Source organism: Geomonas limicola, assembly GCF_014193675.1.
GTDB lineage: Bacteria > Desulfobacterota > Desulfuromonadia > Geobacterales > Geobacteraceae > Geomonas > Geomonas limicola.
In genome coordinates, this window is the sequence record NZ_BLXZ01000003.1 from 408,947 (window position 1) to 425,755 (window position 16,809).

General features: G+C 49.9%; 11 protein-coding genes. 4 read left to right on the forward strand and 7 right to left on the reverse strand.

The features are described from left to right. Positions 1-58 precede the first annotated feature (58 nt). The 3 genes from H7688_RS08985 to H7688_RS08995 all read right to left on the reverse strand — a co-directional run bounded on the left by H7688_RS08985 (position 59) and on the right by H7688_RS08995 (position 4,286). On the reverse strand, positions 59-1,672 hold the full coding sequence (locus H7688_RS08985) for a methyl-accepting chemotaxis protein (protein WP_183360732.1): 1,614 nt from the start codon (positions 1,670-1,672) through the stop codon (positions 59-61). 605 nt (positions 1,673-2,277) lie between these two features. Further along, on the reverse strand, positions 2,278-3,354 hold the full coding sequence (locus tag H7688_RS08990) for a C45 family peptidase (RefSeq protein ID WP_183360733.1): 1,077 nt from the start codon (positions 3,352-3,354) through the stop codon (positions 2,278-2,280). Positions 3,355-3,365: 11 nt separating this feature from the next. Next, entirely contained in the window at positions 3,366-4,286 is a 921-nt protein-coding gene (locus tag H7688_RS08995) for an FtsZ/tubulin family protein (protein ID WP_183360734.1), read from the reverse strand. A 338-nt stretch (positions 4,287-4,624) separates the two neighbouring features. Between H7688_RS08995 and H7688_RS09000 the strand changes: the two genes are divergently transcribed. From H7688_RS09000 to H7688_RS09015, 4 genes are all read left to right on the forward strand, one after another. Beyond that, positions 4,625-5,596, forward strand: a complete 972-nt coding sequence (locus tag H7688_RS09000) for an HNH endonuclease (protein WP_246329759.1) — start codon at positions 4,625-4,627, stop codon at positions 5,594-5,596. A 199-nt stretch (positions 5,597-5,795) separates the two neighbouring features. After that, positions 5,796-6,896, forward strand: a complete 1,101-nt coding sequence (locus H7688_RS09005; RefSeq protein WP_183360735.1) for a nuclease-related domain-containing protein — start codon at positions 5,796-5,798, stop codon at positions 6,894-6,896. A gap of 690 nt (positions 6,897-7,586) precedes the next feature. Next, positions 7,587-8,936 (forward strand): HNH endonuclease, encoded by a 1,350-nt coding sequence (locus H7688_RS09010; RefSeq protein WP_183360736.1) that lies wholly within the window; start codon positions 7,587-7,589, stop codon positions 8,934-8,936. A gap of 95 nt (positions 8,937-9,031) precedes the next feature. Beyond that, a complete protein-coding gene (locus H7688_RS09015) occupies positions 9,032-9,313 on the forward strand; it encodes a hypothetical protein (RefSeq protein ID WP_183360737.1) in 282 nt (93 codons plus the stop codon). A gap of 6 nt (positions 9,314-9,319) precedes the next feature. On the opposite strand, the gene H7688_RS09020 is transcribed toward H7688_RS09015, so the two are convergent. Genes H7688_RS09020 through H7688_RS09035 form a run of 4 tightly spaced genes read right to left on the reverse strand, consistent with a single transcriptional unit; the run spans position 9,320 to position 16,295 of the window. Further along, entirely contained in the window at positions 9,320-12,433 is a 3,114-nt protein-coding gene (locus tag H7688_RS09020) for a type I restriction endonuclease subunit R (protein WP_183360738.1), read from the reverse strand. Positions 12,434-12,455: 22 nt separating this feature from the next. Next, positions 12,456-13,598 carry an AAA family ATPase gene (locus H7688_RS09025; protein ID WP_183360739.1) on the reverse strand — a complete coding sequence of 381 codons (1,143 nt, stop codon included), beginning with the start codon at positions 13,596-13,598 and terminating at the stop codon, positions 12,456-12,458. A 1-nt stretch (position 13,599) separates the two neighbouring features. After that, positions 13,600-14,742, reverse strand: coding sequence for a restriction endonuclease subunit S (locus H7688_RS09030; protein ID WP_183360740.1), 1,143 nt, complete (start codon positions 14,740-14,742; stop codon positions 13,600-13,602). After that, positions 14,739-16,295, reverse strand: a complete 1,557-nt coding sequence (locus H7688_RS09035; RefSeq protein ID WP_183360741.1) for a type I restriction-modification system subunit M — start codon at positions 16,293-16,295, stop codon at positions 14,739-14,741. The genes H7688_RS09030 and H7688_RS09035 overlap by 4 nt, the downstream gene beginning before the upstream one ends. Between the last annotated feature and the right edge of the window lie 514 nt (positions 16,296-16,809).

The window sequence follows — 16,809 nt, forward strand, 5'->3', positions numbered from 1 at the left end:
CCCTTTGCGAAGGGGGGACAGGGGGATTTGCCTCTCCAGCCTGCGCCGGATGGCCCAGCTACAGCTTGAACTGGCCCACCATCTGTTCCAGTTCTTCGGCGTTTCGTCTCAGCTGTGCGGCGACGGTCGCCGACTCGTGGGCGCCGGATGCCGTGTCCTGGACCACGCGTGAGATCTGCTGCATGTTGCTGGAGATCTCCCCGGTGGTGGCGTTTTGCTCTTCGGCCGCCGTGGCCACCTGCTGGATCAGGCCGGCCACCTCGCTGATCTGGCTCAGGATCTCCTCGAGGGCCGCCCCCGACCTGGCCGCCTCCTGCGTCCCAATCTCAACCTGCTGCACCCCCTCTTCCATGGCCGTCACCGCTTCCCGGGTTTCCCGCTGGATCGCCTTGATCATCTCGCCGATTTCGCGGGTCGCCCTGGTGGTGCGCTCCGCGAGCGCCCTCACTTCGTCTGCCACAACGGCGAAGCCGCGCCCCTGCTCGCCTGCCCGGGCCGCCTCGATGGCGGCGTTGAGCGCAAGGAGGTTGGTCTGGTCGGCGATGTCCTCGATCGTCTCCACGATGGCTCCGATCTGGTCCGAGCGCGCGCCGAGATTGGTCACGGTCTGGGCCGATCCCTTGACCCGTTCGGCGATCTGCCCCATGACGACAACCGTCCGCTCCACGACACCCGCCCCCTGCTGCGCCGACCGGCTCGAGCGCTGGGCGCCGTCCGCGGCGTTGTGACAGTTGATGGCGATGTCGTTGGAGGTGGCCGACATCTCTTCCCCGGCGGTTGCCACGGTGCCGGCCTGCCCCGCCACCTCCTCTGCGCCGGCCGCTATCTGTTCCGCGGCGCTGGCCAGTTGCTGCGATGCGGAGGAAACCTGTCCCGAGGTCTGGGCCATCCGCATGACGATGCCGCGCAGCTTCTCCAGGAAGACGTTGAAGTACCTGCAGATCTCTGCGAACTCGTCCTTGCGGGATTCGTCGAGCCGCTTGGTGAGGTCCCCTTCCCCTTCGGCTATGTCCATGATCATCAGGCGCAGGGCATCCACCGGTTTCATGATTGCCTTGAAAAGCCAGCCCGCCAACCCGGCTTGCAGCAGGAGCCCGACCACCCCGATGATCAGCCCCCGGACCATGACACTCTGGATGGTTTGGTCAAAGAGTTCGTCGGATTCCTTCATCTCCTTTTGCATGGACACGACCACCTTGTCCATGGCCGACTCGACCTTGGAGACCTCGCTATCGATGAGGCCGTGCAGCTGGTGAATTTCCGGCGTGAGATCATTGGTGGTTTTGAGGGCCGGCAGCAGTTTGTTCTCGAAGAGGTTGACCATCTCCTTGCTGGCGCCGACCGCGATCGCTACCTGTTTCTTTTCTTCCGGGGTATCCGCTACCTTGACCGCGAGGTCGAAGATTTTGAAGACCTCCGTTTTCCGCTCACTCCACTCCTTCTGAGTTTCAGCCAGTTTGCGCTCCATAATCGCGTCCGCGATGATGTGGTACAGCGCCATCCCGCCCATGGAGGCTTCCTTCATGTCCACGCACTCCTGGGAGCGCTTGGCCCCGAGGTCCTGCATAGCGGCGAGATTTTTCAGGCTGGTGTAGTTGACGGTGACGATAGCCGCCAGGGTAAAAAAGGTGATGAGGACGTTGACGATGACTTTCGATTTGATGGTTGCCATGGGTTCTCCATTTGCCTCGGTGCTCTGCTGGTGATTGTAGGGTTAGCAAGCAGTGTGACGTATCACAGACAAAGTTTCCTGCCTTTACGTAAACGTTAGTCCTACAGGTCATTTCGGCAGAGTTGGTAGAGAACTTGATAAAAATCACCATACATTTGCTAAAATCACTGAGCTTAATATCAAGAAGAACCTTCTGCCGGCGTAAGAAATTTCTTTCACTCGCTCACGAAACCTTTCCAAAAGGCCTTGCGCATCAAGATGGCACAAATGGGTCTTAACTTGTTACCTTGCAGGTTCTTGAATAAGCAGGATGAATGAGGGGGGCAAGCGACTGCAAATGCGAAGCAAAACTGGGTTCAGGCCCCAGTGTCCTCCGGAGATAAAACTAAAAGCCCGTGCGTTCTCGGCACGGGCTTTTGCATTCATGTCCAGGAGCTACACCAGTAATCCCGGGAATATTGGATCGTTCCACGAGAGGCAGCGGGATAATTGAAGACGTGCGGGCAAACGATTCTCGAAATTAGTCAAAGTTGCAATATTGCAAGGTAGGAGATTGCTCAAAATGTAAAAAGTGGAGTTTTGCCACCTCGGAGGCCGCCTTTCACTCAACAAGCTCCGAACGAGAAACTTATGGTCTTTAGCGAGGGCTGCCCCTTTGCCTTTACTACAAAGGTAAAGATTCCAGACATGGTGTGATGCAACCGTTTTCTTGGCGTGGGCCGGTAATTATGGGCAAAGGAATTAAAGGCTGTTTCAAGTGCCGAAACCTCAGTTGCATCTTTGACATACGTCTCCAGTGCCTGCAACCGTCTTGGGCTTTCTGTCTGATCTCTATAACACCACTTAGGAGTCGTCTCGTCACTTTTGAAGTGATTGGTATGGTTAAATGCTTCTCCGGGTTGCAGCTCGATCTTCGTCAGGTCAACCCTATTTTTTCCGTTCTGCACCTCACATGGTCGGACTTCGAGTGAATACACCCCCTTGGAGGTAATAAAAGCGTGGTGGTTTGGCAAACTACATGGGTGCTTCCTATACAGGTCGGCAACAGCTTTCGGCGTACTTTGTTCCAACAAAAGTCGCGAAAAAACAGTTTTGGGTACTCGCTGATGTCCACTATCAAAAATTTCTCTATCACAGCCAATAGAGTTACCTTGAATTGCGAATCCCTTGTTACATCCAGCAGCGCTGCCGAGGAGTTGGAAAGGGTGGGAAATGGAGAAAAATTTTAATATTGAATTGTCCTTCTCTAAACTCACATTCGCCGCCAGCAGTGGCACCGGTGAAAGATATTCATCCGAGTGGACCATGATATACCCAGCGTGATCTCGTAAGACAGTCGTGGAACAAGCATAATTCGACCAAGTTTCATCGCTTTCGCCCAGACAACATGCGAACAACCCGCCAAGGGTAGCCTTAAATCCTATTTCAGTGTCGTTCACTCCTTCCAACATCCCCGCGATTTCATCCCAAATACCGGGAAATTCATCTTTAAGAAGGTGCTGTTTCGCCGAGTCTTTTCGGTCGTTCCTTTCATCGGTCAGCCAGCTTTTGTAATCACGGTACAGAGCCGCATGACGTTTGTCATTGCTATCACGCAGATGTGTGAAGTAATTTCCCCAGAAATGCCCAACCTCTTTTCCAACACCGTAGCTATCACCCTCAATGCTGATCACTCCAGACATATTCCCCCCTGCTATAGAAGATAATCACTATAAGTAGTGCTGAGAGCCATGATTGTCACCGTTACACTTGGCCTTGATGTCTCCACCAGCTGAATACCAACAATAACCCCTATTTCTTCACCGACTTTGTCATAGAGAATTTGCGAAGTGGTATCGAATTTATCCATTGTCAGCAGAGTGTCAGCCCCGGCAAGATATGCAATTACCCCACTGGCGCTCGAAATATCGCTCCCTTGATCCGCAAGAAGACCTTGCACGATTAATGTTGCACCTGCGATGCTGACTTGTTCCGATGCTACTCCAACGGCCAGCCTGCCGATTGCTCCAGACTTCAAAGTGTCTACGACATTGTCGTAATCAATGCCGATGAGACCTTTATGGGTAAGAATATTTGTCAAAGTAGCAACCAGGTGCGTTAAAGCATATTCTGTCCCCTCATCCCGACTCTCGAGTGACGGGGTTACACTTGCCAAGTCACCACCAAGTGACCTGTAGGAAACTGGCCACAACGAGGTGACGAAGGGCAACAGACTGGCTTTTCCCTGATTATCAGGAACCACTCCGAGGATCGGGACTTCAGTGTCTCGTACTGATCCAGCTACCTGCCTGAAAACTACCTCACACAGCGGGTCGTCAAATCCAGAGACAATGAACAAAAAGTCGCAGGTTCGCACCGCAGCAAGGACAGTTTCCATCTCCGCAAGTCGACCTGATCGCTTATTGAACCAGATCTCGTGACAAGAAAGGTCGCATTGGGTCTTGGAGAGCTTCTGCACCGTCCGCGCCCCCAATGGGCCGATTCCGACCACAGCCAGCCTCGCTACCTCTTCATCAGCAATATTCTGTTTCCAGACTCTTCCGTAACTGCGCGTATAAAGCTCCCCGAGAAGTTCCGTCTCCAACTGAGAATTTTGTGCGGTCACCATTCCCATTGCTGAATTCCTCCCCAAAGAGGCGGTGTGAGGGTGAAGTCCTGTCGCGCAGGGACACCGACAGACATATAAGGACCTACTACTTGGGAGTCTCAAAGAATAGCAACATTCGCCAAAGCTCCAGATATTTTAATTCATATCGGACCGAGACAGTTTATCTTTAAGAACACGCACCAAGAACTTGCGCCGAATGTGTAGGAAATTAACCTATCGGTTCTGACATATTTCCGGTGGGGCTCCCTGTATTTCCTTAAACACTTTGACTTTTAATTGTGCCTATCCTAATCTATCCACTTCTTCATGAGGATTGATTCCCAAAGGAAAGGTGGAACCAGGACGTGGAGAGCTACTACACCTACTTCTCCAAGCTCAACCGCGCACCAGGCCCTATGTGGGGCGAGGCGACCAGGCGGCGGGCACCGCATAAGCCTATCCTGCTACTTGCCGTCCTCGACCTGGTGCACCGCGGCGTCATCACCTCCCCTTTCATCTCCATTTCCGGCGACCTGGTCGAGCTTAACGAGCTCTTCAACCTTTACTGGCAGCGCGTGGTGCCGATCGGCCAAACCAGCAGCATCGCCTTCCCCTTCTCACGCCTCGATCGGGAACCATTCTGGGAACTTGTTCCCGTACCCGGCAAATCAATCACTCCTGCCGTCATCAACAACACCTCAGCCGTTTCCTACCTGCGGAAATATGCACTTGGCGCCAAGCTCGATGACGATCTCTTTGCTGTGATGAGTACCGAGACCGGCCGCGAGTCGCTGCGCGAAGCATTGCTGCAATCTTGCTTCAGCCCTCTCGCCCAGGTGCTGCTGCGCGAGCAGTCATGCATCAACCGGGAGGCCTTCGACTACGGGAACCTTCTCGAGAGGCAGGCTCATCAACAAGTAGTCGAGGATCCGCCATCGGAAGACGCATTTCGCCCTGCAGCGAGGAGCCAGGGGTTCCGGCGCTCGATCATCAGGGCCTACGATCATCGCTGTGCACTCTGCGGCGTTCGTATCATCACACCAGACCAACAGACCGCGGTCGATGCCGCACACATCGTGCCATGGAGCCAAACCAAGAACGACGACATTCGAAACGGCATGGCCCTTTGCAAGCTCTGCCATTGGGCCTTCGACAGGGGAATGATCGGCGTGAGCAGCGATTACAGCGTTATTACCTCCCGTCACATTGCGGCCAATTCAAACGTCCCCGGACTTCTAACAACACTAGCGGGTCGCGGTATCATCCCGCCAGCAGATAATGACCTGTGGCCAGCACAGAACTATCTTGTCGAGCATCGGAAGGCATGGAGACTGTAAACCATTCGAGGACCAGAGTTTGATCATATTGCCTCTCGACGTTCGCTGATGGAAACCTCAGTCCCCCCCAGCAATCTACTATTTGTGACTCGCGAAGAAATAGCACGTAAAGTTTCAAAGTGTACCGTTACGAGCCGAATGTGACAAAGAGCGTGAAGCGCCATGCCGGTTCGGCTATAAATTACTCTCAGGAGAAGAGATGATTATTAAAAAAGCCGACAACCGCGATACCGATGTCCTGGAGTTGAAGCGGCTTCTGGAATGTCAATTATCGGCGAAACAGCGGTTCCTCATAGAACGAGAGATTAAGTGTATTGGTTCCGGTATCCGAGGAGAGGAAAGTTCTGCCTATTACATTAACTTCCGCTATCATGACAGCCAGAACTGGGCAATAATCCACGACTTGCGTCTGGAGCATAATGGCTTTGCAGCTCAAATTGATCACGTACTTATCAATCGATGCCTTGATATCTATGTTCTGGAGTCGAAAAACTATTACTACGGCATCAAAATTTCTCCAGAAGGTGAATTTAGTGTTTGGAACGGCAAGGCGTACGTCGGGATTGAATCTCCAATCGAACAAAATAAACGGCACATTAGTCTGTTAGATAAAGCCATCGTTCAACGGGGACTTCTGCCAACTAGGCTCGGACTGACCATGCCTGCGGCCTACCATAACTACGTCCTGGTTGCACCGAATTCCCGGATTGATCGTCCCTCTGCTGCCAAAACGGATTTCAGCAGTGTCATCAAAGCCGATGCACTGGTGGATGCCATAGGGAAGCGAGTCGATGCAATGGGGGTCGTGGGTACCCTTGCAACTGCAGCTAAGATGGTGTCTTCAGAAACCCTGGAGTCCTTTGCTCGATCCCTCATTAGGTTACATCGCCCTTCCAAATATAAATATGCCGAAAAGTTTGGAGTGACGCTCCCCGAGGCTAAAACCGAAGTCACCAAAGAGCCGGCACCTTCTCGGGGCGGTAACGATGTCAATATAGTAACCTGTGAAACATGCGGGACCGAAGTGGAAAGTAAGGTTGTCAACTTCTGCAAAATGAATAAGGCAAAATTTGCCGGAAAAACACTTTGTCAGATCTGCCAACGAAAGCCCTTACCAGTCGAGCAGTCGGAGATTATTGAACTGACCGATTCATTGGCGTCCGAAGAAGCGGGGACTAGAACTTGTAATAATTGTGGAGCTCCGGTGGACAGAAAGGTTGCGTACTTTTGTCGAATTAACAACAAACGCTTCAAAGGGGAAATCCTTTGCCGGTCGTGCCAAACTACCCAGATCAGGTAAAGGAGAGATATTGGAAGGCTATGGAAATATGAGGACTTAGGATCTGATCCTATCATTTCTAAGAGAAGCCAGCTGGCTGCTCCAGCGGCCGGTTTCCGGAGCGGGTTTAGATGGATATAGGCCACCAGTTCGAGCAGATAGCTATCTTGATCCACCAGAAATGCTTTGTAATATCCTCGGAACAGATACCCAACTCTGTTTTCGACAGTTGATCCAACGGTATAAAGCCGGGCACAGATGGTGCCAGCTCCCTAATTTCCCTGGCGGATATTACTCCGTTTTCTGGTGAGGTAGGTCGTTAAGATGTAAAAAATGGAGCTTTGACCCCTTCCCAAAACAGGCAAACTACCTAATTAGGCGGATTTTTAAATACTGCAAGCGTCCTCTTACACCGAACAAGATTTTTCCCGAGAATTCATATCCTATTGATTGCCTCCACCTCCCAGCTTCATTTTGCTTTAACCGCCCGCCCAATACTCTCAACAACCTTTGTCATAAGAAGTATCTCGCTGGTGAACTTGCAGTTGATGTCTCTCCCGCAGAAGACCATTTTGCTGAATTCAAAGCACCAATGTTCATGTAAGAATTTATCTGTCAGCACCTTGCCAGCTTGTTAATATTTACTATTGAACATTTTCTTGTTATTACTGGCGCGTTGCAATCATTTGAGTGCAAGAGTGGGGGGATGTCGTGGACGTGACGTTTGACCTTCTTAAAGCCGCAATGGATGAGTTTGACGCAAGCCAGAGGAAGCTAAAAGAGTGGGACGGATGGACAGAGAATAAGAATTTCAAGTTTGCCATCCTACATGCCGGCCGGATCTACCCGGTCAAGCAAATAGTTTCAATGGCCACAGGCCAGCCAAAATCTGACTTCTCCGGTGGTCTCCAGGCTAACACAGCTGTTACCAAATCAGGTCTGAAGGTAGTTTCCTTAAGAGAGTCCTCTTGGACCATAAAATCGGCCGACGATGCCGTAAAAGTCCTCGACAAATCAGCTTTTACACAGGGTACGGGTATTCCGATTGAGATAAGGCCATTCTTTATGGCACATGACCCTCAGCCAGGTGAACACCTACCTGTTGAAATGGTTTTCAATGGCGCGAAATACGAAGCATATATCGCCATAGAGAGCAGCCCTACCCATAGGACCCGCCTATTCTGGCAAAAAGACTTTGTAAAAGCCCTAGCCTCCGCGTTCCCTTCCCATTTCGCAATGGCTCAAAATAGTTCGGACCTCAGCAACCTTCCATCTGCAGAAATGCAACTCACACGGTTGGATGGTTTTCAGCGATACATGGTGACCCTTCGAGAAGGAGGACCTCTTGGTGCAGAATGGACAGATGAGGAAATGACTGCTGCAGTGCGGGCATACCTTGCCATGAGGGAGCAAGAATACATGGGTGCACCCTACCGCAAAGCTGACTTCAACCGGAAGCTACGTGAGGGTGCTCTTGCGCGAAGGTCAAAAGCCTCGGTCGAATACCGCATGCAAAACATCTCAGCAGTGCTCAAGGAGATCTGCGAACCCACGATAAAAGGATATCTTCCTGCCAAGAACATCGGCATCCAGGCTAAGGAAAAGGTATTGGCTATCCTAGAGCAACTGGGGCACTACTCGCCAGAAGACTACAAGCCCGACTTCGATGAAAAAACTGTCGACGAACGAGTTAAAAAGCTACTCAAAAAGGGGATAAGTGGAGTACCAAAGGGGCAGGAAAAGCCTCAGCAATCGGTTAAATCAAGCACAACGTACGCTCGAGATCCTTCCGTAAAAGCGTGGATCCTTAAGAATTCAGGGGGGATTTGCGAAGGCTGTTTAAGTCCAGCGCCGTTTAAAGGTGATAACGGGCCCTACCTTGAAGTTCATCACATGGTGAACCTTGCCCAAGGTGGTCCAGACACAATTAAGAACACCGTCGCACTGTGCCCCAATTGTCACCGCAGATGCCACATTTCAATAGAGAAGGAAGCATTCGTTTTTGAGATTTATAGTAAGGTTCCTCGTTTGTCTAAGGCACCTCTTGATCAAAGTAAATAGGGTAGGATGAACAAAGGCACTGGTATAAGGGCAAAGGGCTGTGAAGGCAATAACCTTACCATCGGAGGCTTTCATGTGTCAGGCTATTATTAGTATTGTGTCCCCAGAAAAGCACCCAGATCAAAGAGGAAATCAGGAAAGCGGACGAGAAACGCCGGAAACTTCTGGCCCAGCAACGCGAGTTGGAGGCCGAAGCGTTTTCGGCCATCGGCAAGCTGATCGTGGAGCGCCCGGAGTTGCTGACGGCCGCTGGCATCGAGGCCGTTAAGGAGCTTTACCCGGATCTTGCCGAACCGGCAGCACCCGCCACCCCGGAAATCCGGGAACCGGAAAATCCGATCTTCAAAGATGGCGCCGAATCGGCGTTTGTAAGCTAATCCATACTACGGGACTAGGCCGGAAATCTGCCCCCCCACGCCCTTAAACTTCTCCACAAAAGCAACGATTTTCTGGAACACGCTCTGCTTTTTAGTCAGGTAGTGCGGATTAAGCGGGCTCATTTTGGGTAGAATGGCATTGAGCTCGGTGCCATTTTCACTGGCAAATTCCCGTTTGAGTGACGTTGTGATAAATCTTCTGGCCGCCTCTGCATTGAGACTTTCGCTACTGATTAGCTCTTGCGCCTCTCGCTGTTGTTCCGCTTGGGCAAAGGTGAAGAAGGCTTCGATCACATTGGCCTTGTCTCCAAGCCGATCAAGGTCGGTTTGATTAATAAAATCAACCACCAAGCTTTCTTTAGCACGGTTGCCAAGGCTGGCGCGAATCACCCGGCGCACGTCTTCAACAAGTGCCGCTTTATCCTTGACCTTTTTGTTTTTTTCAAAAATCAGTTCAAGAATGTAGTCCAGGTTGATCTCTTGTGACTTAAGCAGGTCAACCTCAAAGACCACATCATCCCAGTCAATGGTCGATTTTTCTTTAACATCGGCAGAATTTTCCCGACGCAGCCAATCGCGAATATCGTTATAGGTTGAACGGTAATCCTGAATTTGGCGTTCTGCAGGCATCTGAATCGCCTGTAAAGCTTTCAGGTCATCATCGCTTACATAATGCCTGGCCTTGAATGCGTCAATCGCTTGCGGGTCACTGGTATCAATGCTTTGCAAGGCTTTAAGGCTGGCAAATTCATCGTAGTTTTGCAGCACGTTTTCAATGCGCAAATACTCGCCGAATAATTTTGCGAAGGCCTTTTTATCGGATTCTTTAACAATCTCTTCAGGGTTGGGGAAACGCTGCTGTAATTCCTTTACCACCTCCTGATAACCGCGTCGGGCTTCTCCGGTGACCAGATCGGTAAAGCCTTCCATATATTCCTTGTAACTCTTCTCCAGCACCACGTTTTTGGTGTTTTTATCGCCAAACAGGGAAATGGCATCAACCGTGGCCTGTTCCAAATCCCGGAAAGTGACGATATTGCCAAAGGTTTTGGTGGCATTGTAAATTCGGTTGGTGCGCGAATAGGCCTGCATCAAGCCGTGGTAACGCAGGTTTTTGTCGACAAACAGGGTGTTCAGCATGGGGGCGTCAAAGCCTGTGAGAAACATACCCACTACGATCAACAGATCAACTTCCTGATTCTTAACGCGCAACGCAAGATCGCGGTAGTAGTTCTGGAAACCATTGCCATCCACACCGAAATTTGTTTTAAACAGCCCGTTATAGTCAGCAATTGCTGCGCTTAAAAACTCTTTGGCGCTGCTCTCCATTGCGGAGAGTTCAAAGCTCTCGTCCACAATTTCCCCAGCCGCCCCTTGTTCTTCATTGGCCGCAAACGAGAAGATGGTAGCGGCTTTTAAAGGTTTGTCGCTTTCTTTATGCAAGAGCTTGAACGACTCGTAATACAGCTTGGCCGCATCCACACTGCTTACGGCAAACATGGCATTAAAGCCTTTGGCGCCAGCCTGCAGGCGATGGGTTTTCTGCCGGAAGTTATGCAGAATGTACTGGGAAATTTCCCGAATTCGTTCGGGATGCAGCAGGGCTTCCTTGTTTTCTGCCGCGCTGAGCTTTTTCTCATCCTGCTCGGTTTCAATGGCCTTAAACTGTGGGCGCACATCATTGTAGTCAACCTTGAACTTGAGCACCTTTTCATCGCGAATGGCATCGGTAATGACATAGGAATGCAGTTCACGGCCAAACACGCTGGCGGTGGTCTCTGCGCCAAGAGCGTTCTGCGGAAATATCGGGGTGCCGGTAAATCCGAACTGACAGAATTTCTTGAATTTCTTCTTCAGGTTCTTTTGGGCTTCACCAAACTGCGAGCGGTGGCACTCATCAAAGATAAAAACTACCTGCTTGCCGTAGATAGGCAGGTCGGTTTCGCCTTTCATCAGGTTGTTCAGCTTCTGGATGGTGGTGACAATGATCTTGTTGTCATCTTTATCCAGGTTGCGCTTAAGGCCCGCGGTACTTTCCGAGCCATTCACGCTATCAGGCGAAAAGCGCTGGTATTCCTTCATGGTCTGGTAATCCAGATCCTTGCGATCCACCACAAAAAACACTTTATCGATAAAGTCCAGCTCAGTGGCCAACCGTGCCGCTTTAAAACTGGTCAACGTCTTACCGGAACCCGTGGTGTGCCAGACATACCCGCCACTTTCGGTGTTGCTCCAGTTTTTGGCTTGCCATGTGCTTTTTATTTTCCACAAAATGCGCTCAGTGGCGGCAATCTGGTACGGCCGCATCACCAGCAGCGTATTGTTCACATCAAATACCGAATAATGCAGCAGCACGTTGAGCAGGGTATTCTTCTGGAAGAACGTGGCGGTAAAATCCTTCAAATCCTTGATCAGGCTGTTGTCGGCCTTCGCCCAGTTCATGGTGAAATCAAAGCTGTTCTTGTTGCGCTGGGTGGTGTTAGCAAAATAACGGCTGTCAGTGCCGTTGGAAATCACAAACACCTGCAAATATTTATACAGCGATTGCTCACTGTTGAAGCTCTCCTTGCTGTAACGATGCACCTGATTAAACGCCTCACGGATCGCCACGCCGCGCTTTTTCAGTTCAACCTGCACGAGGGGTAAACCATTCACCAAGATTGTGACGTCGTAGCGGTTGCTGTGCGAGCCCGCTTGCTCAAATTGCTTGATAACCTGCACCTTGTTGCGGGCAATATTTTTCTTGTCCAGCAGGTAGATGTTCTGAATATGCCCGTCATCAAAGACAAAATCGTGGATATAGTCATCATGGATCTTGCGGGTCTTATCGATGATGCTATCGCTGGGTCTATCCAGCCAGGTCTCAACAAATCGCAACCATTCACCGCCTGAAAACTGAACATTATTCAGGGCTTGCAACTGCTCGCGCACATTGGCAAGCAGCTTGTCCGGTGCGTTTAAGTTGGGTACAAATTCATACCCCTGGTTTTGCAGATCCTGGATAAATTCCCGCTCCAGATCGTACTCACTCTGGTAGGAATCGCAGACCTGCCAAGCTTTGGTGTATTTATCGAGGACTATAAAGTTATTGGATTCAGCAATGGGCGTATATTCTGTCATGCGTTACCCTTACGTTCTGTTTCTAGCTTTGGGTCTGCTGAAAGCGATACATTGTGTTAATTTCATTGACCAGGTAGCGCAAGACACGCTTGTCATCTTCCGTGAGATCGGCCACCTCTTCGCCTGCATGTTTCGAATGGCTGGAGATATTAATAATCCGGGCCTCATACGGATTGGGTTTGCCATCATCGGTTTTTGGCAACAAATCGCCCCACTTCTTATAGCCCAGAAAAGTTGAAGTTTTTTCTAGAATATTTCTCAAAAAGTTGAAGTGATATTTACTCAGGTGACCACTTTCAATGGCCTTTTCGAGCTCTGACTTCAAATAAAGATGATATGAGAATGGTGAGTCGTTTGGTTGGCTAATTAGCTGATATGTGCCGTCATCGAGCCTTGTCATCCGATGCCTATCAAAAAATTTCTTTTTGTAGATACCGTCGTCACTATTAAGTTCATTGTATAGAACATTATAGAAAAGCGGATTGTGGGTAGTGATTATGAACTTGACCTCTGATTCATTCAACTTGATAAGTTGAGCCAAATCAACAGCGAGCTCAATCAAATGGTTATCATCTAATGAGCTTACTGGATCGTCTATAAAAACATATTCCAAATTATTAAAGACATTGGTTGATCTGTCATTGATTTCTGGAATATTTAACTCTTCGATCATTTGATCAATCAATGAATGGAATACACTCCAAATAAAATTGCTTTCTTCCCCTTTTGAAATCTTAACATTAGGTTCTTGTTGGTCGTTTCCACGCTCGAATGAAAAGCTGACTTCCGAATAATCCGTGCTAAAATGTGGCGTTAATTTTTCATTGGTGTAGTGTTGAAAAGTGGTAGTAATGTTCTGATCCTGGCCTTGTTCATCAAACACCCATTTGGTGAACGAGTTGGGTTGAATTATTAATTTCGGCTCGGAGTCCAGCTTCAAGTCGTTGTTCCAATAAAACAAATCTTCTGTAAACGCACTGTAATACAGGATTTTCTTTTGTGCCAATTCTGAATGTGTCTCTTCAGTGTCAGTTTTAGGGGCAATCAATTCTTTGAATTCCCGCGAAAGTCGTGTTTTACCCACACCATTAAAGGCATAGATCAGTTGCACCTTTTTGTTGGCATCTTTTAGCTGCTGGGCTATTTCCGTAAGCGTTTTGCTCATGTTATGCCGTCACTTCTTCTGGCCTGGGAAAGCTCAACAGCAAATCACGGTAATACTCATATTGCTTCTCGCGTAATGCAATCTCGCGGGGCAAGCCTTCGCTGATGGAGTTGGTCAAGGCGTCGAATTTGTCGAGGATAGCTGCCATTTGCTCTTGCTCTTTCAAAGGCGGGAATGGGACTTTCAAGCTTTTTAAAAGGCCGCCCGTCACCAACGGCTGACCACCGCCTACCGCGTACTGATTCAAATTCATGTGCGTCAGCTGATGAAATGCGAAACGCATATTCCACGAATTAATCGGACGAATTACGAGCGTGTTATCAGATACGTCAAAGTCACCAGACACAGCGTTAACTAGCCCGGCATTAGCACCGACGCGAGCAACAAGAAGTACATCACCGGTGTACGCTGCTTCGTTAGTAAAGCCAATTAATCCCGTTGAACCGTAAACCGGAATAGCACCATCGGCAGATCGAGCCTTATTACGCCCAGATGCGATGCTCGTTGTAATTTCCCCCAACGTCTTCCACTCCACTCCTCCTTCTGCAAAACTCAACAACTGATCGCGATAGTAGTTGTATTGTTTTTTGCGAGTGGTCAGCTCGGTGGTCAGCTCGGTGGTCAGCTCGGTAGTCAGCTCTGTAAAGGCATCCAGAATGCGGACGATTTCAGCTTGGATGGCCAGCGATTTTTTAGGGTTTTCTGGGGATGGGATGGGGAGGGGAATCTTTAGCATTTCCCCTTTTGTCAATTTCGCCCTATCCTTGTTTGGTAGGTATGGAATGAAATCAACAATACGCAAATAATGATACAGGAACCTACTGTTCAGCCCCTGCTTTCCACGCACAACATGCACGTGATTATTTGCCCAGAATTTCCCCGTTGCATATTGAATAGAATAATGTTCCAGGCTTGATGAGCCATCCTCTGCGATTAGTACATATTCGCCGTCATGGGTATAGCCATCCACATAATCCTGGATATTGTTTGCGCCGTAATATGGCGTTTTCCCGGAAACTCGTAGCGAAGCTTTTACTGGCCTCCTTGCGGTATTCGCTACTTCGATAAAGCTTTCATCGCCCAGTACCGTCCACTCCACCGCAGCACCAGCCAGCAACTTCTTCATAAAACTCATGCTGCTCATGCCTCAAGCCCCTCGCCTTCAATCTCCGCCACGATGGTTTCAATCTCGGTCCGCAGCTTGTCAATCCTGGCAACAGTGGTTTTCAGCTCGGCATTGAGCTTGGCAATATCCACCACTTCGCGGTTGTCTTTGGCTTCGACGTAGCTGCTGACCGACAGGTTGTAATCATTCGCGGCAATATCTTCAAAAGCCACCGATTTGGCAAAGTGTTCAATATTCGCCTTGCTGTCGAACACCCGCATGATTTGTTCGATGTGCGTGTCGGTGAGGACGTTGTTATTAGTCTCTTTTTTAAACAAGCCGCTAGCATCGATAAACTGGGTGGTGGTGTCGGTTTTATGCTTGGAGAGCACCAGGATATTGACGGCAATGGTGGTGCCAAAAAATAGGTTGGGCGCGAGAGAGATGACCGTTTCGACGTAGTTGATATCAACCAGATACTGGCGTATTTTCTGCTCTGCGCCGCCACGGTAAAAAATGCCGGGGAAACAGACAATGGCTGCCCGTCCTTTGCCGGAGAGATAGCTGAGAGCATGCAGCACAAAGGCAAAGTCGGCTTTGGATTTGGGCGCCAGTACGCCAGCCGGGGCAAAGCGTTCATCGTTAATCAGGGTCGGGTCGTCTGAGCCGATCCACTTCACCGAATAGGGCGGGTTGGAGACAATGGCATCAAAGGGTTTTTCGCCACCAAAATGCGGGTCGATCAGTGTATTGCCCAGCTGGATGTTGAACTTATCGTAATTGATGTTGTGCAAGAACATGTTCATCCGCGCCAGGTTGTAGGTGGTGTGGTTAATCTCCTGGCCGAAAAAACCGTCTTCTATTATGTGGGTGTCAAAATGCTTTCTTGCTTGCAACAGCAGCGAACCGGAACCACAGGCGGGGTCATAAATTTTATTGACGCTGGTCTGCTTATGCATGGCGAGCTGGGCAATCAGCCTGGACACGTGTTGCGGGGTGAAGAACTCGCCACCGGATTTACCGGCATTGGCGGCATAGTTTGAGATGAGGAATTCGTAGGCATCGCCAAACAGGTCGATGTGGCTGCTGTCAAAATCACCAAAGTCCAGCCCTTCCACCCCTTTGAGCACGGCTGCCAGGCGGCTGTTTTTGTCTGCCACGGTGTTGCCAAGGCGGTTGCTGGTGGTGTCAAAATCGGCAAACAACCCTTTAATATCGCGCTCTGACGGGTAGCCGTTGGCGGATGCTTCGATGGCGGCAAAGATGGCGGCGAGGTCGGTATTCAGGCTGTCGTTGGTGTTGGCACCTTTGGCGATGGTGGCAAACAGCTGGCTGGGGTAGATAAAATAGCCTTTGGTTTTGATGGCGTCGTCTTTGATTTCGGGAGTGATGACACCATCGGGGAGCTCCGCATAGTTGATGCTGTCGTCACCGCCTTCGATGTAGCTGGCAAAGTTTTCGCTGATAAAGCGATAAAACAGGGTGCCGAGTACGTATTGCTTGAAATCCCAGCCATCAACTGCGCCACGCACATCGTTGGCAATTTGCCATATCTGGCGCTGCAGTGCGGCGCGTTGTTGGGTACTTGTCATAGGGTTGTTCCTTTATTTTAAATACGCGAAACTCTGAAGTGCGGCGTTTGCAAGTGAATCTACGGGAAGCCATATTACTGCCCGCGTCACTTCAACGACCAATTGTTTATCACAATAGACAAGCAAGTTCAATGAAAGGTGACTTCCAGTCCTTCGGCCAGAGAATTCCCGTCGAGCCCCGAGATAAATCACCACCAGAGGATGAGTTGGAACTTTGAGAATGCCGAACACAAAAGTGGTAAACAAAGTGGTAGGCGAACAAAAAAAGCACTTACGACATCTCGTAAGTGCTTGAAGTTCTTGGAGCGGGATACGGGATTCGAACCCGCGACCTTCAGCTTGGGAAGCTGAGGTTTAATAAAACCAACATGTGTCGTTGTAACAGTCCTGCCTCGGGGGTGCACCAGGTCAGTCCGGTAATAACGGAGCCTTGAATTGAAAAGGGACCCTTTCCGTTGGCCGCAAGCACCTATTTAGTAAAGACCAGTAAATCTTTGCCACCGCCATAGAAATT

What these genes read in the sequence shown, in the direction of transcription:
- H7688_RS09025 (WP_183360739.1), bottom strand. Translation starts at nt 13,598, where the DNA reads ATGAGCAAAACGCTTACGGAAATAGCCCAGCAGCTAAAAGATGCCAAC.
- H7688_RS09020 (WP_183360738.1), bottom strand. Translation starts at nt 12,433, where the DNA reads ATGACAGAATATACGCCCATTGCTGAATCCAATAACTTTATAGTCCTC.
- H7688_RS09030 (WP_183360740.1), bottom strand. Translation starts at nt 14,742, where the DNA reads ATGAGCAGCATGAGTTTTATGAAGAAGTTGCTGGCTGGTGCTGCGGTG.
- H7688_RS08995 (WP_183360734.1), bottom strand. Translation starts at nt 4,286, where the DNA reads ATGGGAATGGTGACCGCACAAAATTCTCAGTTGGAGACGGAACTTCTC.
- H7688_RS08985 (WP_183360732.1), bottom strand. Translation starts at nt 1,672, where the DNA reads ATGGCAACCATCAAATCGAAAGTCATCGTCAACGTCCTCATCACCTTT.
- H7688_RS08990 (WP_183360733.1), bottom strand. Translation starts at nt 3,354, where the DNA reads ATGTCTGGAGTGATCAGCATTGAGGGTGATAGCTACGGTGTTGGAAAA.
- H7688_RS09005 (WP_183360735.1), top strand. Translation starts at nt 5,796, where the DNA reads ATGATTATTAAAAAAGCCGACAACCGCGATACCGATGTCCTGGAGTTG.
- H7688_RS09035 (WP_183360741.1), bottom strand. Translation starts at nt 16,295, where the DNA reads ATGACAAGTACCCAACAACGCGCCGCACTGCAGCGCCAGATATGGCAA.